The organism is Natrinema caseinilyticum (assembly GCF_024227435.1).
Classification (GTDB): Archaea; Halobacteriota; Halobacteria; order Halobacteriales; family Natrialbaceae; genus Natrinema; species Natrinema caseinilyticum.
This window is the reverse complement of record NZ_CP100445.1, coordinates 1,582,561-1,601,714: the sequence shown is the minus strand read 5'-3', so window position 1 is coordinate 1,601,714 and position 19,154 is coordinate 1,582,561. Positions and strand designations below refer to the sequence as shown.

At 66.0% G+C, this 19,154-nt stretch carries 15 protein-coding genes; 12 read left to right on the top strand and 3 right to left on the bottom strand.

Annotation, left to right across the window (positions count from 1 at the left end):
* Positions 1 to 71: 71 nt before the first annotated feature.
* A complete protein-coding gene (locus NJT13_RS07850; RefSeq protein WP_254525003.1) occupies positions 72 to 515 on the top strand; it encodes a PadR family transcriptional regulator in 444 nt (147 codons plus the stop codon).
* 156 nt (positions 516 to 671) lie between these two features.
* Here NJT13_RS07850 and NJT13_RS07845 read toward each other — a convergent pair whose 3' ends face one another.
* Complete coding sequence (locus tag NJT13_RS07845; protein ID WP_254525002.1) at positions 672 to 1,508, bottom strand: proline dehydrogenase family protein; 837 nt, start codon at positions 1,506 to 1,508, stop codon at positions 672 to 674.
* A 123-nt stretch (positions 1,509 to 1,631) separates the two neighbouring features.
* Between NJT13_RS07845 and NJT13_RS07840 the strand changes: the two genes are divergently transcribed.
* From NJT13_RS07840 to NJT13_RS07800, 9 genes are all read left to right on the top strand, one after another.
* Positions 1,632 to 2,456, top strand: a complete 825-nt coding sequence (locus tag NJT13_RS07840) for a helix-turn-helix transcriptional regulator (protein ID WP_254525001.1) — start codon at positions 1,632 to 1,634, stop codon at positions 2,454 to 2,456.
* A 199-nt stretch (positions 2,457 to 2,655) separates the two neighbouring features.
* The gene (locus NJT13_RS07835) at positions 2,656 to 2,868 is read left to right on the top strand and encodes a hypothetical protein (protein WP_254525000.1); all 213 of its coding nucleotides are present in this window, start codon (positions 2,656 to 2,658) and stop codon (positions 2,866 to 2,868) included.
* Between the two features lie 4 nt (positions 2,869 to 2,872).
* Complete coding sequence (locus tag NJT13_RS07830) at positions 2,873 to 4,267, top strand: FAD-binding oxidoreductase (RefSeq protein ID WP_254524999.1); 1,395 nt, start codon at positions 2,873 to 2,875, stop codon at positions 4,265 to 4,267.
* Positions 4,268 to 4,516: 249 nt separating this feature from the next.
* Positions 4,517 to 5,899, top strand: coding sequence for an aspartate aminotransferase family protein (locus NJT13_RS07825; RefSeq protein ID WP_254524998.1), 1,383 nt, complete (start codon positions 4,517 to 4,519; stop codon positions 5,897 to 5,899).
* A 22-nt stretch (positions 5,900 to 5,921) separates the two neighbouring features.
* Positions 5,922 to 6,311 carry a Rid family detoxifying hydrolase gene (locus NJT13_RS07820; RefSeq protein WP_254524997.1) on the top strand — a complete coding sequence of 130 codons (390 nt, stop codon included), beginning with the start codon at positions 5,922 to 5,924 and terminating at the stop codon, positions 6,309 to 6,311.
* A gap of 125 nt (positions 6,312 to 6,436) precedes the next feature.
* Positions 6,437 to 7,717, top strand: a complete 1,281-nt coding sequence (locus NJT13_RS07815; RefSeq protein ID WP_254524996.1) for an amidohydrolase — start codon at positions 6,437 to 6,439, stop codon at positions 7,715 to 7,717.
* 91 nt (positions 7,718 to 7,808) lie between these two features.
* Complete coding sequence (locus NJT13_RS07810) at positions 7,809 to 8,456, top strand: DUF8102 family protein (RefSeq protein WP_254524995.1); 648 nt, start codon at positions 7,809 to 7,811, stop codon at positions 8,454 to 8,456.
* A 520-nt stretch (positions 8,457 to 8,976) separates the two neighbouring features.
* Positions 8,977 to 10,641, top strand: coding sequence for a BCCT family transporter (locus NJT13_RS07805; RefSeq protein WP_254524994.1), 1,665 nt, complete (start codon positions 8,977 to 8,979; stop codon positions 10,639 to 10,641).
* Positions 10,642 to 10,760: 119 nt separating this feature from the next.
* Complete coding sequence (locus NJT13_RS07800) at positions 10,761 to 12,122, top strand: aminotransferase class III-fold pyridoxal phosphate-dependent enzyme (protein ID WP_254524993.1); 1,362 nt, start codon at positions 10,761 to 10,763, stop codon at positions 12,120 to 12,122.
* A 217-nt stretch (positions 12,123 to 12,339) separates the two neighbouring features.
* Here NJT13_RS07800 and ilvA read toward each other — a convergent pair whose 3' ends face one another.
* Complete coding sequence (gene ilvA / locus NJT13_RS07795; protein WP_254524992.1) at positions 12,340 to 13,587, bottom strand: threonine ammonia-lyase; 1,248 nt, start codon at positions 13,585 to 13,587, stop codon at positions 12,340 to 12,342.
* Entirely contained in the window at positions 13,584 to 14,885 is a 1,302-nt protein-coding gene (locus NJT13_RS07790; RefSeq protein ID WP_254524991.1) for an amidohydrolase, read from the bottom strand. Before NJT13_RS07790 ends, ilvA begins: the two co-directional genes overlap by 4 nt.
* 137 nt (positions 14,886 to 15,022) lie before the next feature.
* On the opposite strand from NJT13_RS07790, the gene NJT13_RS07785 reads away from it, so the two are divergent.
* Together NJT13_RS07785 and NJT13_RS07780 are read left to right on the top strand one after the other, a co-directional pair.
* Entirely contained in the window at positions 15,023 to 15,994 is a 972-nt protein-coding gene (locus NJT13_RS07785) for an NAD(P)-dependent oxidoreductase (protein WP_254524990.1), read from the top strand.
* Between the two features lie 5 nt (positions 15,995 to 15,999).
* Entirely contained in the window at positions 16,000 to 19,152 is a 3,153-nt protein-coding gene (locus NJT13_RS07780; RefSeq protein ID WP_254524989.1) for an FAD-binding and (Fe-S)-binding domain-containing protein, read from the top strand.
* Positions 19,153 to 19,154: the final 2 nt, after the last annotated feature.

The window sequence follows — 19,154 nt, the reverse complement described above, 5'->3', positions numbered from 1 at the left end:
AATCGCGGAAATTGGGTTCGGTGGTAGTGACACCGGCCCTGTGCGGCTCGCGTAATCAGGCAAGGCAAGCCATGCAAGATGACAATTCGCGGGGCCTTGAAAGTCCCGACCGATCAGACGCATCGCTCGAGTACGATCATCACCTCTCGGTCGCCATACGGACGACGTGGACCGACCTCACCGCGATTCAACGCGATTGCCTCGAGATCGTGTTCCGCCGCGAAAACGGCGGACAGCCCTGCGACGAACGCCAGATACTACGCGCGCTCGAGCGTCGGTCGCTCATCGCCGATCGAACGCGCCTCTACGCGGATCTGATGGTTCTCGTCGGTCGCGGCCTCCTCTCGAGGCGCGTGCGACCCGCCGAACGAACGACCGAGTACCGCCTCGCGGACGAGGGTCGCGCCCTCCTGTTGCAGCGCGCCGAACGCCTCGCGGAAATTTGTGGCATCCGAACCGTCGAGACCGAGACCGCGACTGAGACGGCCGCTCGAGAGAAGCGGAAGAAGGAATGATCGGGGTTCGAGACCGCGGGTCCAGGCGGTGCCCGGATTGTGGGGCCGAGATTCCGCAAAAAGATCCCCTCGTCGGCTGGTGGCTCTGCGACGACTGCGCGCTCGCGCTTGACGAGGTGGGAACACCGCTGCGGTGATCAGCTCTCGAGTACCTCGTCACCCGGTGAGGACCGCCCGGAGCGCGAATTTGAGGTTGTCGGTCCGTTCGGTGACCCGGCGGTAGAAGTACGATTTCCACCGGTCGCCGTAGGGAACGTACTGCCAGACCTCGTACTCCCCGGCCAACTCGTACTGGGCGTCATCGCGCACGCCCATGAGCATCTGGATCTCGAAGTCAGTCCCGTACCGGTCGTGCAACGCTTTCGCGTATTCGACCATCGCCGGATCGTGGCTTCCGACGCCGATGCCGCCGTCGTAGTGCTCGAACGCGTACTCGAGCAGGGTCCGATACTCCCGGTCGACGCGAGCGCCGTCGGTGTAGCCGACGTCGGCCGGCGGATCGTACGCCCCCTTGACGAAGCGGACCTTCCCGGGGACGTCGGCGAGTCGTCTGACGTCCGCGCGCGTCCGACGGAGGTTCGCCTGCACGCAGACCCCGACGCCGCCGCCGTGCTCGCGGGCGACCGTCTCGAACGCGTCCAGGGTCGCGTCGGTGGTCGTGTGATCTTCCATGTCGATCCAGACGAAGACGCCGCGGTCGGCCGCCGCGTCGACGATCTCGGTCAGTTCCGCCCGAAACACGTCCTCGCTGATGTCCAGTCCCAACTGCGAGGGCTTGACGGAGACGGCCGCCTCGAGTCCCGAGTTCGCGATGTCCTCGACGAGCGTCCGGTACTCGGCCGCGTCGTCGGCGACGGGGTCGCGCTCGTCGTAGTGTTCTCCCAGGAGGTTGACGATCGCGCCCACGTCGCGTTCGTTCAGTTGACGGACGTGCTCGAGGGCTTTCGCCGGAGACTCTCCCGCGACGAACCGACTCGCTATCGGCGGGATCATACCACCCGAGAGGAAGGCCAACGGTAAGGTAGTTCCTCCGTTTTTCGGCGCGCGCATCTCGCCGGATGGCGCTATCTGTTCGGGGCCGGACACACTTTTTACCGATCTGTGCGTACAGTTCGCATGGATTGTCGACTCGACGAGATCGAATTCCTCGCGCGCTCGGCCCACCGAACGGGCGTCCTCGAGGCGCTGCTCGAGGGCCCGCGGGATCGCAACGACCTGCGCGCGGCGACGGGCGCGTCCTCGCCGACGATGGGGCGAATACTCGGCGATTTCGAGGACAGGCGATGGATCGTCAGGGACGGGCCGACCTACGAACTCACGCCGCTCGGAGAGTACGTCGCCGAGCGGTTCGGAACCCTCTGTGACGCGATGGAAACGGAGCGAACGCTGCGCGACGTCTGGCGCTGGCTTCCGCGCGAGATGGAGGGATTTTCGGTCGACCTGTTCGACGACGCAGTCGTCTCCTATCCCGGTCCAAACTACCCCTACGAACCCGTCCAGCGCGTCAGAGAGTTGATCGAAGAGACGACCGCGATGTGCGGGTTCGGAACGACCGTCTTCAAATCGATCAACAACGAGACCGTCTGCTCGTCGGTGATCGACGGCATGGACTACGAGTACATTTACTCGCCGGCGGTTCTCGAGGCGACCGTCGCGTGGAAGCCGAAACGGGTCGCGGAAGCGACCGCGTGCGATAACTGCACCATCCTCTTGCACGACGCGCTCCCCGACGAAGACCGGTGTGGACTCGGCATCTTCGACGATCGAATCGGGATCTGCTGTCACGATCCGGAGACGGGCCTGCTCGAGGCCGTGATCGATACCGATAGCCGAGAAGCCCGCGAGTGGGCGCTCTCGGTATTCGAACACCACCGGGCCGACGCTCGACCGGTCAGTCACGAGGAGAAAGCGTCGCTGTTCCCGCCGGAACTGCTTTCCTGAGCGCCGCTGGCCCACCCGCCGCATTCGTTCGTCCGTCGGTCTCGTGTTTATCAGTCCCGTGTCGGTCTGTCCCATGTCCGTCGGTCCCGTGTTCGTCGGAGTTTCGTTTCCCATCGGCGGCACCTGCTTTCACGGGGTGAAATATTTCACGAGGAATTTACACGTCGGCGGCACTCGTCTCTTCGTTCGGAGATCCAACATGACTGTCCGCTACCGAACGACCGAAGCGAACGACGACGTCGTCCGCCGAATTCCAACGGAAACTGGCGGTGCCGGTCCCCTCGGCCCGACCGACCACCCCCTCGAGCACGCCTGCCCACCGAGAGGCACGTTACCGACTACCGAACCGACCATGGAATCGATGGATTCGATGGAATCGACGAGCCACCGCGGCGCATCACGGGGGGTGTGAGCGGATGTCGTCACACGCCGACTCGAGCGACGATCCGGTCGTCGAGGCCTTCGAAGCGGCCACCCGCGGTCCCGTGGTCCACCCGGCCGCGGGCGACGAATACGACGCGGCTCGAGCGATCTACAACGGCATGATCGACAAAGAGCCGCGGGTAATCGTTCGCTGTACCGACGTCGCCGACGTCATCGCGGCCGTAACCCTCGGTCGCGAACACGGTCTCGAAACGGCGATCCGTAGCGGCGGCCACAACGGCGCCGGCCACGCGCTCGTCGACGACGGTCTCGTGATCGATCTCTCCGGGATGGACGGCGTCCGCGTCGATCCTGACGCGAAGACGGTGCGGGTCGAACCCGGGTGTACCTGGGGCGACGTCGACCACGCGACGCACGCGTTCGGACTGGCGACCGTAAGCGGCGTCGTCTCGACGACCGGCGTCGGCGGCCTCACCCTCGGCGGCGGGCACGGGTATCTGACGCGGCAGTACGGACTGACGATCGACAACCTGCTTTCCGCCGACGTCGTCCTGGCCGACGGACGGCTGGTCCGCGCCAGCAGCGAGGAGAATCCGGACCTCTTCTGGGCGCTGCGAGGCGGCGGCGGTAACTTCGGCGTGGTCACGTCCTTCGAATTCCGGCTCCATCCGGTCGAGACCGTGATCGCCGGACCGATGTTCTGGCCGATCGACCGACTCGAGTCGACGATGCGATGGTACCGCGACTGGCTCCCGCAGGCACCCGAAGACGTCTCCGCGTTCTACCTGACGGGTGAGGTTCCGGGCGCGCCGTTCCCCCCGGAGATTCACGGCGAGACGGTCTGTGGCCTCGTCTGGTGCTGTACGGGAACGGAAGAGCGGGCCAACGCTGCACTCCGGGAGGCGCGGACCGTCGCCGAACCGCTCTTCGAGCACGTCGATCCGATGCCGTACCCGGCCATTCAGAGCGTCTTCGACGACATCTACCCGCCCGGCGACCGGTGGTACTGGAAAGGAGACTTCGTCGCGGAACTCACGGACGACGCCATCGCCGTCCACGAGCGGTTCGCGGCGGTTCCGACGACGCAATCGTTCATGCACCTCTACCCGATCGACGGGGCCGCCAGCCGCGTCGATGCGGACGAAACTGCCTGGAACTACCGCGACGCGACCTGGTCGATGGTCGTCGCGGGCGTCGATTCGGACGCCGACAACGACGACGTGATCACCGACTGGGCCCACGAGTACTGGGAGGCGCTCCACCCGCACTCGGCCGGGGGCTCGTACGTCAACTTCATGATGGACGAGGGAGACGATCGGATCCGGGCCACGTACGGCGATAATCACGACCGACTGCGAGCGGTCAAAGCCGTCTACGACCCGGATAACTTCTTCCACGTGAACCAGAACATCGAGCCTGCGGCCTGAGAACCCGCTTTTTGTGAGCCTCCGTCCCGTCGAATTCGTTTCGACCCGCTCTATAGCGACGGCGACGAACCCGTTTCGAACCGTTCGAAGGCCGATGACCGCCGACACTGGAATACGACCGCCATCCCGTCTGCGCGGTCCGCCGGCCCACTCGAGACCGATTCGGACGAAAACGTAGTCAATTACTGTATACTGTTTTTATGGTTACTGTGGACAAGTTATTTATGATTGTTCCTCCTCCCCCTACGTATGACGGCAGGACCGCCGATAGACGAACTCCACTTCCAGGATGCACCGACTGTCGATTCCGTTCCCGGCCCGAAGACGCGGGACCTCCTCGAGAAACAGGACCGAATCGACAGTAGTGCGGTGGCCTATCCGAACGACATTCCGATCGCGTTCGAGGAGGGGAAGGGCGCAACGGTTCGCGACGTGGACGGCAATACGTACATCGACCTCTTCGCGGGGATCGGCGTCCTCAACGTCGGTCACTCGAACCCGTACGTTCTCGAGGCCGTCCACGAACAGGCCGACAAGTTCGTCCACACGGTCGACTTTCCGACCGACGCGCGCCTCGAACTGATCGAGAAGTTAGACGAGATCGCACCCGCCGGTCTGCAGGGACAAAACAGGGTCGTTTTCGGCGGGCCGACCGGCAGCGACGCGATCGAGGCGTCGATCAAACTCGCCAAGTACAACACCGGCGGCGACGGCCTGATCGCCTTCCGCGGGTCCTACCACGGCGCGACGACGGGCGCGATGAGCGTCACGTCGAACAAGAAGTTCAAGGGCCCGTACGTGCCGCTGCTCCCCGACGTCGTCCACGCGCCGTATCCGTACCCGTTCCACCAGGACAAGACGCCCGAAGAGGCCGTCGACCACGCCCTCGAGGAGGTTCAGGCCATCGTGGAGGATCCGTACGGCGGACTGGCGAACCCGGCGGGGATCGTCGTCGAACCGATCCTGGGGGAAGGCGGGATCGTCGCGCCGCCGGAGGGCTTCCTCCAGGGGCTGCGCGATATCGCCGACGACAACGACGTCGTGCTCGTCTTCGACGAGATTCAGAGCGGACTCGGACGCACCGGCCAGTGGTGGGCCAGCGACTGGGAAGGCGTCACGCCGGACGTGATGACCTCGGCGAAAGCGCTCGGCGGCGTCGGCTTCCCGCTCTCTGCGACGATGTATCACGAAGACCTCGATACGTGGGGCGCGGGCGACCACGCCGGCACGTACCGCGGTCACGTCGTCGGGATGCGGGCCGGAACCCGCGCCATCGAGTACATCCAGGATCACGATTTGCTGGCTCACGCGCGTGACCTCGGCGAATACATTCGCGGTCGGCTTCGCGACGTCGCCGACGGAAACGAACGCCTCGCCGACGTCCGCGGCAGGGGCCTGTTCATCGGCGCCGAGTTCGTGGACGCAGACGGTACCCCGGACGGCGACGCCGTCGACGCCGTCCAGCAGTACTGCTTCGAACACGGGGTCCTCGTCTGGACGGCCGGCCGCCACGGCAACGTCCTGCGAGTCATCCCGCCGCTCGTGCTCACGAGAGACCTGGCCGAGACTGCACTGGACGTCGTCGAGGAGGCGATCGAACACGTCTTCGCGGAATCCAAACGGACCGCCTGAGCGAGACGGTCCCCGAGAACAAATGTCGGACGCTCACCGAATTCGAACGGACGACGCACCGAACACCGACAACCCGTATTCGCAGGGCGTTCGGGCCGGCGACACGCTCTACGTCTCCGGCTACGGCCCGGTCGACCCGGAGACGGGTGAGGCCGTCGACGGCGACATCGAGGCGCAGACCGATCGGGTGCTCGACAACGTCGCCGCTGTCGTCGACGAAGCCGGCGGCGACGGACTCGCAGACGTCGTCAAAATCACCGTCTATCTAACCGATCTCGAGGACTACGACCGGGTCAACGAGGCGTACGGCGCCCGATTCGGGGCGGTCCCGCCGGCGAGAGTGTGCGTCGAGGCCGCTCGGTTGCCCGAGGACGTTCGCATCGAAATGGACGCGACCGCGTATCTGGGCTGATCGCCCGCGCCGGTGGTCCGCGATGTCGGTCTCCGACTCAAGCGTACGTCCGGTTCGATCGGGTACGGGCCGGCCCGGTGATCGATCACGGTTAAGTAGCACCTCGCCCTATTTTCTGCTAACGAATGTCTCACGAGCCACGAAACAGACTGCGCGAGTTACGTCGGGCGTTTCACCGCCACCCGGAACCCGGCTGGCGCGAGTTCAAAACGACGGCCCGAATCGTGGAGGAACTCGAGCGAATCGGCGTCGACGAACTCGCCGTCGGCCGTGAGGCGCTGGCGACCGACGAGCGCATGGCCGTCCCCTCCGCGTCGGAACTCGAGCCCTGGGTCGAACGCGCTCGTGAGGCCGGCGTTCGATCCGACGTCTTAGAGCGCACGGCCGACGGCCACACGGGAGTCGTCGCGGTCCTCGAGCAAGGGGTGGGACCGTGCGTCGGATTGCGCGTCGATCTCGACGCGATTTCGATGCGGGAGTCGACCGATCGCGACCACCGGCCGGCCGCCGAGGGATTTCGATCCGAACACGACGGCTACATGCACGCCTGCGGTCACGACGCCCATCTCGCGATCGCGCTCGGCACGATCGAGGCCATCAAAGGCGGCGCGTTCGAGGGAACGCTGAAGGTCTTCTTCCAGCCGGCCGAGGAGATCTCGGGCGGTGGAAAGGCGATGGCCGAGAGCGGGTACGTAGACGACGTCGACTACCTGCTCGCGATCCACGTCGGGCTCGATCACCCGACCGGCGAAATCGTCGCGGGCGTCGAGAAGCCGCTCGCGATGGCCCACCTGACCGCGACGTTCGAGGGTGCGAGCGCCCACGCCGGCAAAGCCCCGAGCGAAGGTGCGAACGCGATGCAGGCGGCTGCCACGGCGATCCAGAACGCCTACGCCATCCCGCGACACAGCGACGGGATGACCCGCGTGAACGTCGGCCGCATCGAGGGCGGAACCGCGAGCAACGTCATCGCCGAGGAGGTCTCCATCGACGCCGAAGTGCGCGGCGAGACGACGGCGCTGATGGAGTATACACGCACCGAACTCGAGCGCGTCCTGTATGCCGCCGCCGAGATGCACGATTGTGACGTCACGCCGCGAGTACTCGGCGAGTCGCCGCGCGTCGACAGCCATCCCGCGCTTCGTGATCTCATCGGAAACGTCGCCTGGGAGGTCGAGGGCGTCGAACGGGTGGTCCCGAGTGAGGATTTCGGCGCGAGCGAGGACGTAACGTACCTGATGGAGCGCGTCCAGGACGGCGGCGGCCTCGCCTCCTACGTCCTCGTCGGCACGGATCACCCGACGAGCCACCACACGCCGACGTTCGACGTCGACGAGGAGTGCCTCGAGATCGGGGTCGCGGTCCTCTCCGAGACGGCGATCGAACTCTCCCGTCGCCGGCCGTAACTCGGCTTCCCTCGTCCGACGAACTGTCCTTTCCCAGCCACGATTGGGGGATGGGAAACGTTAATTCGCGCGCAGACACACTGTATGCTATATGAGCCAGGACGACGTGCCGGAGTCGCTCCAGACGGCGGCGGATTCGGACCGCCCGCGCGGCATTCTGACGCCCTCCGACCGCGACTTCTTGCTCGGCCGGAAAACCGACTATACTGACCACTCGAAAAAACAGAAGCGAAACCGAATTCGACGCCGGGTCAGGAACGCGGTTCTCGATTTCAGTATTCTCTTCGAGTACATGGAAGAACGCGACCGGGAGACGGTTTTCGACCCGAACGACGACGAACGCGACGCGTACACGCAGGGAATCACCGACATGCTCGCGTTCCTCCACCTCGGAACGATGGGATACTACACCCCGTTCAAGGACATGCTCTCTGAGGGCGTCGGGAAGGCCGAACAGCGCCTCGCCGGGTCGAACTACCGAATGGTCAACGTCGAGTTCAACGTCGAACCAGTCGGCCAGATCGACGTCGACGAGGTCATCGAGAAACTCGAGAACGAGGAGTTCGCCCAACTCACCGACGAGGAACTCCGCGCGTTCGTCCGGTTACTGACGATGTCTGATGCGTTTTCGCCGGAAGAGACCCGCGACGAGATCAAGAGTCGCGTCGACGAGTTCTCGGAGCGAGTGACCGAGAGCGCCACGTCTCGCAAGCGGACGTTCGAAGAATTGACGGACTGACGGTCGACGAGTCACTCGATCTGGAAATTCTTCTTCGGCTCTCGGTCCGACGGTGATTGCTCTCGTTTCGACGAGTGGGTCGATCGGTGCTCCCCCGAGCAGCAGCCGAAATCGTCGGTCACCGTCGTTTGCTCCGCGTTCCCGTCGGGCCCCGTCTCGACCCTCGAGCGATCGTCCCGACAGCGCCAGCCGTTTCCCCAGAAACCTCTCTGCACGAACGTTGCCGTTGGAACGGAGCGAAAACGAGTACACGGCCCGGTGACTGTCTTTCGATCCGTCCGTAACGAGCAGAAAGTCCTACAAAAATAATTATAGTCGTGCCCGTGGCCGTTTTCCTCCAGGGGCGGCCATCCCCTCGAGCTCGCATACGGTAAACACAATCTGTGGATGAATTCCGCGAGTGAGAAACACTTATTGTATACGACGTCAATGATCTCGGTATGCCATCACGCAGCATGGCGAATGGCAGGTGGAGGCACAGACAATCACCCAGCGGACGTCCGATTCGGGAGGTGAGACCATGAGCGGCGCCGAGAAGGGGATGGTCGACGAATTCCGCGAGGAGATCGATACGACGGTCTTCCTGTTCGGAGCGTTGCTCACAGTCGGCGTGATCGCGGCGTTCTTCATCAGCCCGAGCACCGTCGAGAAAGGGATCTCGTCGCTGAACGATCAACTGCTCGGGGCGTTCAATTGGGCACTGTTGTTGATCGTGTTCCTGATCGTCGTCTTTCTGTTGTTCCTGATCGTCGGCCCGTGGGGGTCGATCAGGATGGGCGACGAGTCGCCCGAGTACAGTTTCCTTTCGTTCTTCGCGATGCTGTACTCGGCAGGTTTCGCGGCGGGGGTCGTCTTCTGGGGTCCGACAGAGGCGTTGTTCTATTACGCCAATCCGTCACCGCTGTTCGAGGGTGTCGAGGGCGGATCGGCCGAGGCGATGACGATCGCCGTCCAGCAGACGCTGTTCCACTGGGCGCTTCCCCAGCTCGCAGTGTTTACGATAATGGGGATCGCGATCGGGTACTTCGCGTACAACTACGAGAACGTCCCGCTGCGAGTCTCGTCGGCGCTGACGCCGATCATCGGTGCTGACAACCTCGACGGTCCGTTCGCGAAGGTCGTCGACATCCTCGCCGTCTTCGCGACGATCGGTGGCGTCGCGACCTCGCTCGGTTTCATCGGGAGCCAGTTCGTCACCGGCCTCGAGTACCAGTGGAATATCAGCATGGGGAACATCGGTATCCTCCTCGTGGTGACGATGATGACGCTGCTGTTTACGACCTCGATGGTGCTCGGGGTGAACAAGGGGATCCGCCGGTTGTCGAACTTCAACATGGTCCTCTTCGTTATCCTCATGTTCGCGACGTTCATCGTCGGCCCGACGCTGTTTCTCATTCTGCTCGGCACGCAGGCCTTCGGCGGGATGATCTCCGACTTCGTCTCGATGAGCCTCTTTACCGGAGCGGGACCGATGGGCGCGGGGAATTCCGAGGCCACGAGCTGGATGAACGCCTGGACCGTCTTCTACTGGGCCTGGGCGCTCTCGTGGTCCCCGTTCGCGGGTCTGTTCATCGCCCGCATTTCCAAGGGACGCACCGTCCGTGAGGTGGCCTTCACCGGAATCGTCGCGACGTCCGCCGCCACCATCCCGTGGTTCACGTTCGTCGGTGGGACTTCCGTGTGGGCCCACCACAACGGTGTCGCCGACTTCGGTGCGGTGATCGCGGGCGAGGCCGGTGCTGAGGTCTCCGGCTTCATCCTGTTCGAGGCGTTCCCCATGGGAACTGTCTTCATGCTGGCGTTCATGATCCTCGTGACGACGTTCTTCGTCACGTCCGCGGACTCCTCGACGCTTGCGGTCTCGATGATGACGACCGGCGGTAAAGCCCGTCCGTCGACCATCAACCGGATCTTCTGGGGCGTCGTCCTCGGTATGACCGCGGCGATTCTGATGATCCTCGGCGGCACGGGGAGCGCGAACACGCTCCAGCAGGCCGCGATCATCACGGGGACGCCCTTCGCGTTCATCTGTTTCCTCTCGATGCTCGCCCTGATCAAGGACTTCGGGTCGAACTACGGTCGGGTGCTCCTTCAGGACGAAACCGTCCTCGTCGGCTCGAGTACGGCGACCGAGTCCGAATCGCCGGCCGGTCCCGGCGGTCCCGTCGAATCGGACGACGACTGACCTGTCCGCCGCCCATCTCCGCTGGCCGTTCGCTTCGGCCGTCATGCTGTCCGGTTTTTTCGCGGCTCCATCGACAGCCCATAACAAGTTTTAATGTATGAGGTACACATAAACTGTGTATGGATAGGGACACGGCCGAACCCGACGCGGACGCGCTTCCGGGTCCGAACGCGCAGCGGTGGGTCGACTTCCATCAGGAGTACTCGGCGCCCAGCGAGTACTCCCACGAGTTCGTCTGGGACGTCACACGGGAAGCCGACGGACCGTTCGTCACCGACGTCGACGGCAACGTGTTGCTCGATTTTACGTGCCACATCGGCGCCGCGCCGCTCGGGTACAACAACGAGAAGATCCTCGGAAACGTCCGGGAGTTCGACCTCGTCGAGCCGATGAAGATCGCCGGACAGGACCTCTACTTCGGCGCCGGTCCGGACCCGAAAGAAGCCGACGTCCCCGGCTCGAGCCACCTCATGGAGAAGCTGACCGAGGTCTCGAGTCAGTACGGAATGGACACCGTCTTCCTCTCGAACTCCGGCGCGGAGGCGATGGAGAACGCGATGAAGATTACGAGCGATTACCGCGCCCCCTCGAAGTACGGGGTGGCCTTTTCCGGGAGCTTTCACGGCCGCACGCTCGGGACGCTCTCGATCACGAAGTCCAAGGAGGTCTACACCCGTCACTACCCCGAAATCAGCGGGATCGAGACGGTCCCCTTCTGCGACGACCGGGGCTGTGACGCCGAGAGCTGCGACTGCGGCTTCTTCGCGGGCGACGGCTCGCAATTGCGGTCCATGCTCGCGCCCGAAGGCGGCTACGTCGACCCCGACGAGATCGCCTTCCTCACCCTCGAGCCGATCCAGGGCGTCGGCGGATACCGCTTCCCCAGCGAGGCGTTCATGCAGGAGGTCGCGGACGTCACCGACACCTACGACATCCCGCTGATCGTCGACGAGATTCAGGCCGGCATCGGGCGCACCGGCGAGATCTGGGCGGCCGACCACTATCCGATCGAACCCGACGTCATCGCCAGCGCGAAGGCCCTGCGCGTCGGCGCCACGATCTCCCGCTCCGAGGTCTTCCCGGACGAGAAGAATCGCCTCGGGTCGACCTTCGGCGGCGGCGACCTGCTCGGGTCGATGATGGGCGCGTTCACGCTCGAGGCCATCGACGAGTACGACCTGCTCGACAACGCGACCCGTCGCGGCGAGCAGGCCAAACAACTCCTCGCAGACGACGCGCCGGAGTTCGTCCAGGACGTTCGCGGCAAGGGCCTGATGCTCGCGGTCGAGTTCGATACGCCGGCGCGGCGAACCGCGGTCGTCCAGAGCGCCCTCGAGCGCGGCCTCCTGACGCTCGGGTGCGGGAAGAAGACGATCCGGTTGCTCCCGCCGCTGGATTCGACCGAGCGCGAGATCGAACTCGGGATCGGCGTCTTCCTCGAAGCGATCGAGGCGGTCGGTGCGAGTCCGACGGTCGCGTAGACGTTCCGAGTACCCGCGATCAATTTTCGTTTTTCCCCCGGCGCATCGCTCGGGTGGCTCTCGTCTCTGGCAGGCCTCGTAAACGAATATCGTTTCACCGATTCGGCGTGCGTGCGTTACTCCATCCGATGCTCGCGGGAGGACGTTCCCGTCCGTTCTCCGAGGAATAACGGCGCCACTCACCCGCTTCCCTGTGCCGGGGCTACTCCCGGCACAGTTACTCGATCTCGAGCGATCGGTCGACGACGGAAACTCCTTCGAGCGCTTCCAGCGCCTCGAGGACCCCGTCGAGATGCGCCGGGCCGCTTCCCGCGAGTCCGAGCGTCACGGGCGTTCGATTCGGGTGATCGACCGCGGTGTAGCGGGCGCGCTCGAGAACGTCCAATTCGGCACCCTGCGACTCGACCGTCTCGACCACGTCGCCGACGGCCGTCGGCCAGTCCGCGAGCGCGAGGCGGGCCTCGGCGTAGCGCTCGAGTTCGTGGAGTCCGGTCCGCGTCAGTTCCGCGTGTTCGGTGAGGTTTACGTTCCCGCCGGAAATCACGACGGCGACGGTCTCTCCCTCGAGGTCGATCTCGTCGGACAACGCGGCGGCGAGGGGGGCTGCGCCGGCGCTCTCCGCGATCGTCTTCGCCCGTTCGGCCAGCAGGGTCACCGCCGCGGCGATTTCGCGGTCGCCGACGCTCACCACGTCGTCGACGACCTCGCGAGCGATCTCGAAGGTCGTCTCGAGCATCCGGGTGTCGGCGATCCCCTCCGCGACGGTGTCGACGTCCGCGAGTTCGCGGATCTCGCCGGCCTCGAGCGACGGTTTCGCGTGCGACGCCCCGTCCGGCTGCACTCCGATGACCCGAATGCCGCGCTCGGCGGCGTCGAGAACCGTTCCGATTCCGGCGACGAGTCCGCCGCCGCCGATCGCCACCAGCACGGTGTCGAGGTCGGGATACTGCTCGAGCAACTCGAGCCCGATCGTCCCCTGGCCGGCGACGATCGCCTCGTCGTCGAAGGGGTGGACGAACGTCGCTCCGGTCTCATCGGCCCGCTCTATGGCGTACTCGTAGGAACGCTCGTAGATGTCGCCCTGGACGACGACTTCGGCGCCGTAGCTGCGGGTCGCCTCGATCTTCGCGGCCGGGGTGACCTCGGGGACGACGATCGTCGTCTCGACGTCGAGCAGGTCGCCGGCCAGCGCCACTCCCTGGGCGTGGTTGCCCGCGCTCGAGGCGATGACCCCCGCGTCGCGCTCCGCGGTCGAGAGCTGGGCCATCTTGTTGTACGCGCCGCGGATCTTGAACGAACCCGTCCGCTGGACGTTCTCGAGTTTGAGGCCGACCGACGCCGCGCCGCTCATCTCGGCGAACGTCCGGGACGTATCGAGTGGCGTCCGGTGGACGACGTCCGCGATGCGCTCTCGAGCCGCCTCGACGTCCGCGAGAGAAACGAGGTCCTCGCGCCCCCTGCTCATCCCTCCTCCTCGCTGCGCGAGACCGGATGCCGCCGCTCGAGTTCCCGAATCGTCTCGACGAGGACCGAGACGCCGTGCTCGAGGCTCTCCTCGTCGACGTCGAACGTCGGCGTGTGGTGGCTCGTCGGGTGATCCGTGCCGACGATCACGTACGTCGCCAGTCCGCCATCGTTCTGGACGCGCTCCATCAGGAACGTCGCGTCCTCGCTCGCCCCGAAGTCCGCGGCCGGCACCACGCGCTCGATGCCGGCGACGCCGCTCGCGACCTCGCCGACGATCTCTCGAAGCGCGGGATCGCTGTCCGCGCGCGGCGACTCGCTGACGACGTCGACCTCGGCCGTGCACCCGTGCATCGTCGCTGCCGATCGCACCGCGCGTTCGAGCCGCCGCTTCATGTACTCCATCAGCTCGGTGGTCTCGCCGCGGGCTTCACACTCCATGTGGGCCTCCTCGGCGACGACGTTGCTCGCGGTACCCGCCTCGGCTTTTCCGACGTTCACGCGGGTCATCCCGTCGCTGTGTCGCGGGATGCCGTAGGCGGTCTCGATCGCGGTCCCCATCGCGTGCATGGCGTTGTCCCCCTCGTTCGGCGCCTTCCCCGCGTGCGCGGAGGTCCCCTCGATCGTCGCGTCGACGTGGCACATCGCGAGCGGCTTCTCGATGCCGGCGACGACCTCGCCGGTCGGGTGATCGAGCCCGACGTGGATCGCGAGCAGGTAGTCCAGGTCGGCCGCGTACTCGCTTTTCGCCATCGGGCAGCCGCCGCCACCCGTCTCCTCGGCCGGCTGGAAGAAGACGACTAGCCGGCCGGAAAAGTCGCTCTCGGCGATCGCCTCGAGCGCGGCCAGCCCCCACGTCATGTGCGCATCGTGGCCGCAGGCGTGCATCGTCCCGTCGATCTCCGAGCGAAAGCCCTCGGCGGCAGGTGCGTGTTCCGCGTCGGCCGATTCTTCGATGAACAGCCCGTCGATGTCGACGCGCAGGCCGATCGCCGGCCCCTCGCCGCGCTCGAGGGTGGCGATCGCGCCGGTGGTGCCGCCGGCGACGCGCTCGAGCACCGCTTCGTCCGCACCGCGTTCGCGGGCGCGCTCGAGCCACGGCTCCGTGTCCTCGTCGGGGACGGCCATCCTGTCGGCCGGGTCGTAGGCGTTCGGTCCGACGGCGAGTTCGTCGACGCCGATCCCTCGTATCTCCTCGACGAGCCGAGCGGTGGTGAGGTACTCGCGCCACGCGGGCTCGGGATGGCGGTGGAAGCGACGTCGAACCGTGACGAGTCGATCCTGAATCGGTTCGGACATGTGTGGCGCTAACGCGAGCCACCACCTTAACTATACACAGTTGTTGTTGACGATGTGTACACAAAAAGGATAAGGGACCCGATGGTAATCGTACGGTAGACTACGAGACGCGCCACGGATGCGCGGGAGTCACCGATATGGACACGAACCCAGATATCGTCGTTCTCAGAGAGGGAACGGAAGGGCTGTCGATGGAGTCGTACGCCGAAACACTGCGCGAACGACTGTCGGATCACGCGGTCGCGCTCGCTCGGACGCCGACGGCGGAACGCGAGCTCGTCCGAAACGCGCGGGTCGTGACCGGGATTTCGATCGACGAGGACCTCCTCGAGATCGCGAATCGGCTCGAGCTGTTCGCCTGTACGTTCGCCGGAACGGACCACGTGCCGATGGACGCGCTGGCGGACCGCGGCGTCGCCGTGACGAACGCCGGCGGAATCCACGCGCCCGGCATCGCCGAACAGTCCATCGGAAACATGCTCGTGTTCGCGCGCCGTCTGCACGAGGGGTGGCGCCGATCGGAACGCCGCGAGTGGCGTCACTTCCAGTCGTTCGAGTTCACCGACAGCACCGTCACGATCGTCGGCCTCGGGTCGATCGGACGGGAAATCTCCCAGCGCCTCGCGGGCTTCGAGGTCGAGACGATCGGCATCCGCTACACGCCCGACAAAGGCGGGCCGACCGACGAGGTCCTCGGCTTCGGTGAGGAGGACGTCCACGACGCCTTCGCCCGGAGCGACTACGTCGTCCTCGCGTGCCCGCTTACCGATCTAACTCGCGGACTCGTCGGCGAGGCGGAACTCGCCACGCTCCCGCCGACCGCGGTCGTCGTCAACGCGGCCCGCGGCGGGATCGTCGACACCGACGCGCTCGTCGAGGCGCTCCAGTCCGAAGGGATCCGCGGGGCCGCCCTCGACGTCACCGATCCCGAACCGCTCCCCGCCGACCACCCGCTCTGGAATCTCGAGAACTGCCTGATCACTCCCCACACCGGCGGCCACACGCCGAAACACTGGGACCGGTTGGCCGACATCGTCGCCGCGAACGTCGACGCCCTCGAGACCGGCGGCGACCTCGAGAACGCCGTGATCCGACCCGACTCGAGTTGAGACCGATGGCCACCGACAACTCGCGTTCCACGACCGATCCGGCGGCGGACCCGCGGGCCGATTACGACTACGTCGGCGGCGACGTGGACCGCCCGGCGCTCGTCGCGGCGCTCGACGAACGCATCGACGGCGAGGTCCGATTCGACGAGTACAGCCGGCGACTGTACGCGACCGACGCGAGCGCGTACGAGGTGACGCCCGTCGGCGTCGTCCTGCCGCGCTCGACCGCGGACGTGGCCAGCGTCGTCGAATACTGTGCCGAGACCGGGATTCCGATCCTCCCGCGGGGCGGCGGCACGAGCCTCGCCGGTCAGGCGGTCAACGAGGCCGTCGTCCTCGACTTTACCGCACACATGGACGGCCTGCTCTCCGTCGCACCCGAGGAGCGCCGCGCGACGGTCCAGGCGGGCACCGTCCTCGCGGACCTGAACGGTGCACTCGAGTCCCACGGCCTGAAGTTCGCGCCGGACCCAGCGGCGGGGAATCGCAGCACGATCGGCGGCGCGATCGGCAACAATTCGACCGGCGCCCACTCGCTGCAGTACGGCAAGACCGACGCGTACGTCGAGGAGTGCGAGGTCGTCCTCGCCGACGGCTCCGTCAAGCGCTTCGGCGAGGTGACCGTCGCCGACCTCCGCGAGACGGCCGACCCGGACGGCGACCCCCTCGAGCGCATCTACGAGGCCCTTCGCCGGGTCGTCGACGAGGAGGCCGACGCGATCCGCGACGTCTTCCCCCAGTTGAAGCGCAACGTCTCCGGCTACAACCTCGATCGACTGGTCGGGGAAGCCTACGGAGATCCCGACGCGTTCGACGAGTCTACTGCCGGCTCGGTCGCGACCGACCCCGATCCCGACGCGACCGTCAATCTCGCTCGCGTCCTCGCCGGCAGCGAGGGGACCCTCGGCGTCATCACGGAGGCCACCGTCTCGCTCGAGCCCGTTCCGGAGACGAAGGCCGTCGCCCTGCTCACCTACCACGACCTGCGCGAGGCGATGGCCGACGTCGACACCATCGTTCGCAGGCACGACCCCGCGGCCGTCGAAGCGATCGACGACGTGTTGCTCGACCTCGCTCGCGATACCGAGGAGTTCGCCGACGTCGCGGCGAACCTCCCCGACGGGACGGAGACGGCGCTGCTCGTGGAGGTTTACGCCGACGCCGAGAGCGACGCCCGGGAACAGATCCGGGCACTGCTCGCGGATCGGCTCCCGCCGTCGCGGTCGCCGGCACCGAACGGCGGGGCCGGGGCGGTCGGTGCGGATCCGACGGTCGACCCCGACGAATCTGTCGATTCCGATGGGCCCACCGAACCCGACGCGGCCGACCCCGTCCACGCGTTCGACGCCCTCGAGGCCTACGACTCCGACGAACGGGCCGAACTCTGGAAGCTCCGCAAGAGCGCCGCGCCGATCCTCCTCTCTCGGACCTCCGACGCAAAGCACATCTCGTTCATCGAGGACACGGCCGTTCCGACGGAGAACCTCGCTGACTACGTCGACGACTTCCAGGAGGTCCTCGCGGACAACGACACGTTCGCGAGCTTCTACGCTCACGCGGGACCGGGCTGTATGCACATGCGGCCGCTGGTCGACACCAAGAGTCCGGCCGGGCTGACCCAGTTCGAGGCGATCTCGGACGCCGTTACCGATCTCGTCGTCCGCTACGGCGGCTCGGTCTCGGGCGAACACGGCGACGGACGCGCTCGAACCCAGTGGAACCGAAAACTCTACGGCGAGTCCGTCTGGTCGCTCTTTCGGGACCTGAAATCGGCGTTCGATCCGGACTGGCTCCTCAATCCGGGAACCGTCTGTGGCGACCACGACATGACGGCGCACCTCCGATACTCACCGGGCTACGAGTTCGACGCGGGATTCGAATCCGCCCTCGAGTGGGACGTCGACAACGGGTTGCAGGGCATGGTCGAACTCTGTCACGGCTGCGGCGGCTGTCGGGGCTCTCAGGAGACCACCGGCGGCGTGATGTGTCCGACCTACCGCGCGGCCGACGAGGAGAGTCTGAGCACTCGGGGACGCGCAAATATGCTCCGGAGCGCGATGAACGGCGAACTCGATGCCGACGCCGCCGACCCGGAGTTCGTCGCCGAGGTGATGGACCTCTGTATCGGCTGCAAGGGCTGTGCGCGGGATTGCCCGAGCGAGGTCGACATGGCCAAGCTCAAAGCCGAGGTCGAACACGCGAATCACCGGGAAAACGGCGCGCCCCTCCGCGATCGACTGTTCGCGAACGTCGACCGGCTGAACGCGGTCGGCTCCGCGCTCGCGCCGCTCTCGAACTGGGCCGCCTCGCTTCCCGGCGCCGGTCTCGTCGCCGAGAAGACGGTCGGCATCGCGCGCGAACGGGAGTTCCCGACCTTCGCACGCGAGAGCTTCGAAGCGTGGTTCGAACGCCGCGGCGGATCCCGCGTGTCGCTCGCGGACGCCGACCGGACGGTCCTGCTCGTCCCCGATACGTCCACGAACTACAACCACCCTCGAGCGGGGAAGGCGGCCGTTCAGGTCCTCGAGACGGCGGGCGTCCGCGTCGAGATTCCCGACGGCGTGACGGCGACCGGCCGACCGGCCCATTCGAAGGGGTTCCTCGATCTCGCGCGCGAACGCGCCCGGACGAACGTCGAGGCGTTGATCCCGACGGTCGAGGATGGCCGGGACGTCGTCCTGGTCGAACCGTCGGACGCGGTCATGTTCCAGTCCGACTACCTCGACCTTCTCGACGGCCGTGACGTAGAGCGGATCGCGGCGAACGCCTACGGCGTCATGGAGTATCTAGACCGGTTCGATCTGGCTGCCGGGCTCCCGACCGACGAGGGAGACGAACGGCTCACCTACCACGGCCACTGCCATCAGAAGGCGACCGCGAAGGACGGCCACGCGGTCGCGGTCCTGCGAGCAGTCGGGTACGAGGTGGACGCGCTCGATTCGGGCTGCTGTGGGATGGCCGGCAGCTTCGGCTACGAGGCCGAACACTACTCGCTGAGCCGGGCGATCGGCGCGGTCCTCTTCGAACAGATCGAGGAGAGCGACGGCGACCGCGTCGTCGCACCGGGGGCCTCCTGTCGGTCGCAGTTGTCCGATCGTGCGGAGCGTGGTGAACCGCCGCACCCGATCGAGACGGTCGCGGCCGCGCTGTCGCGGTAGTC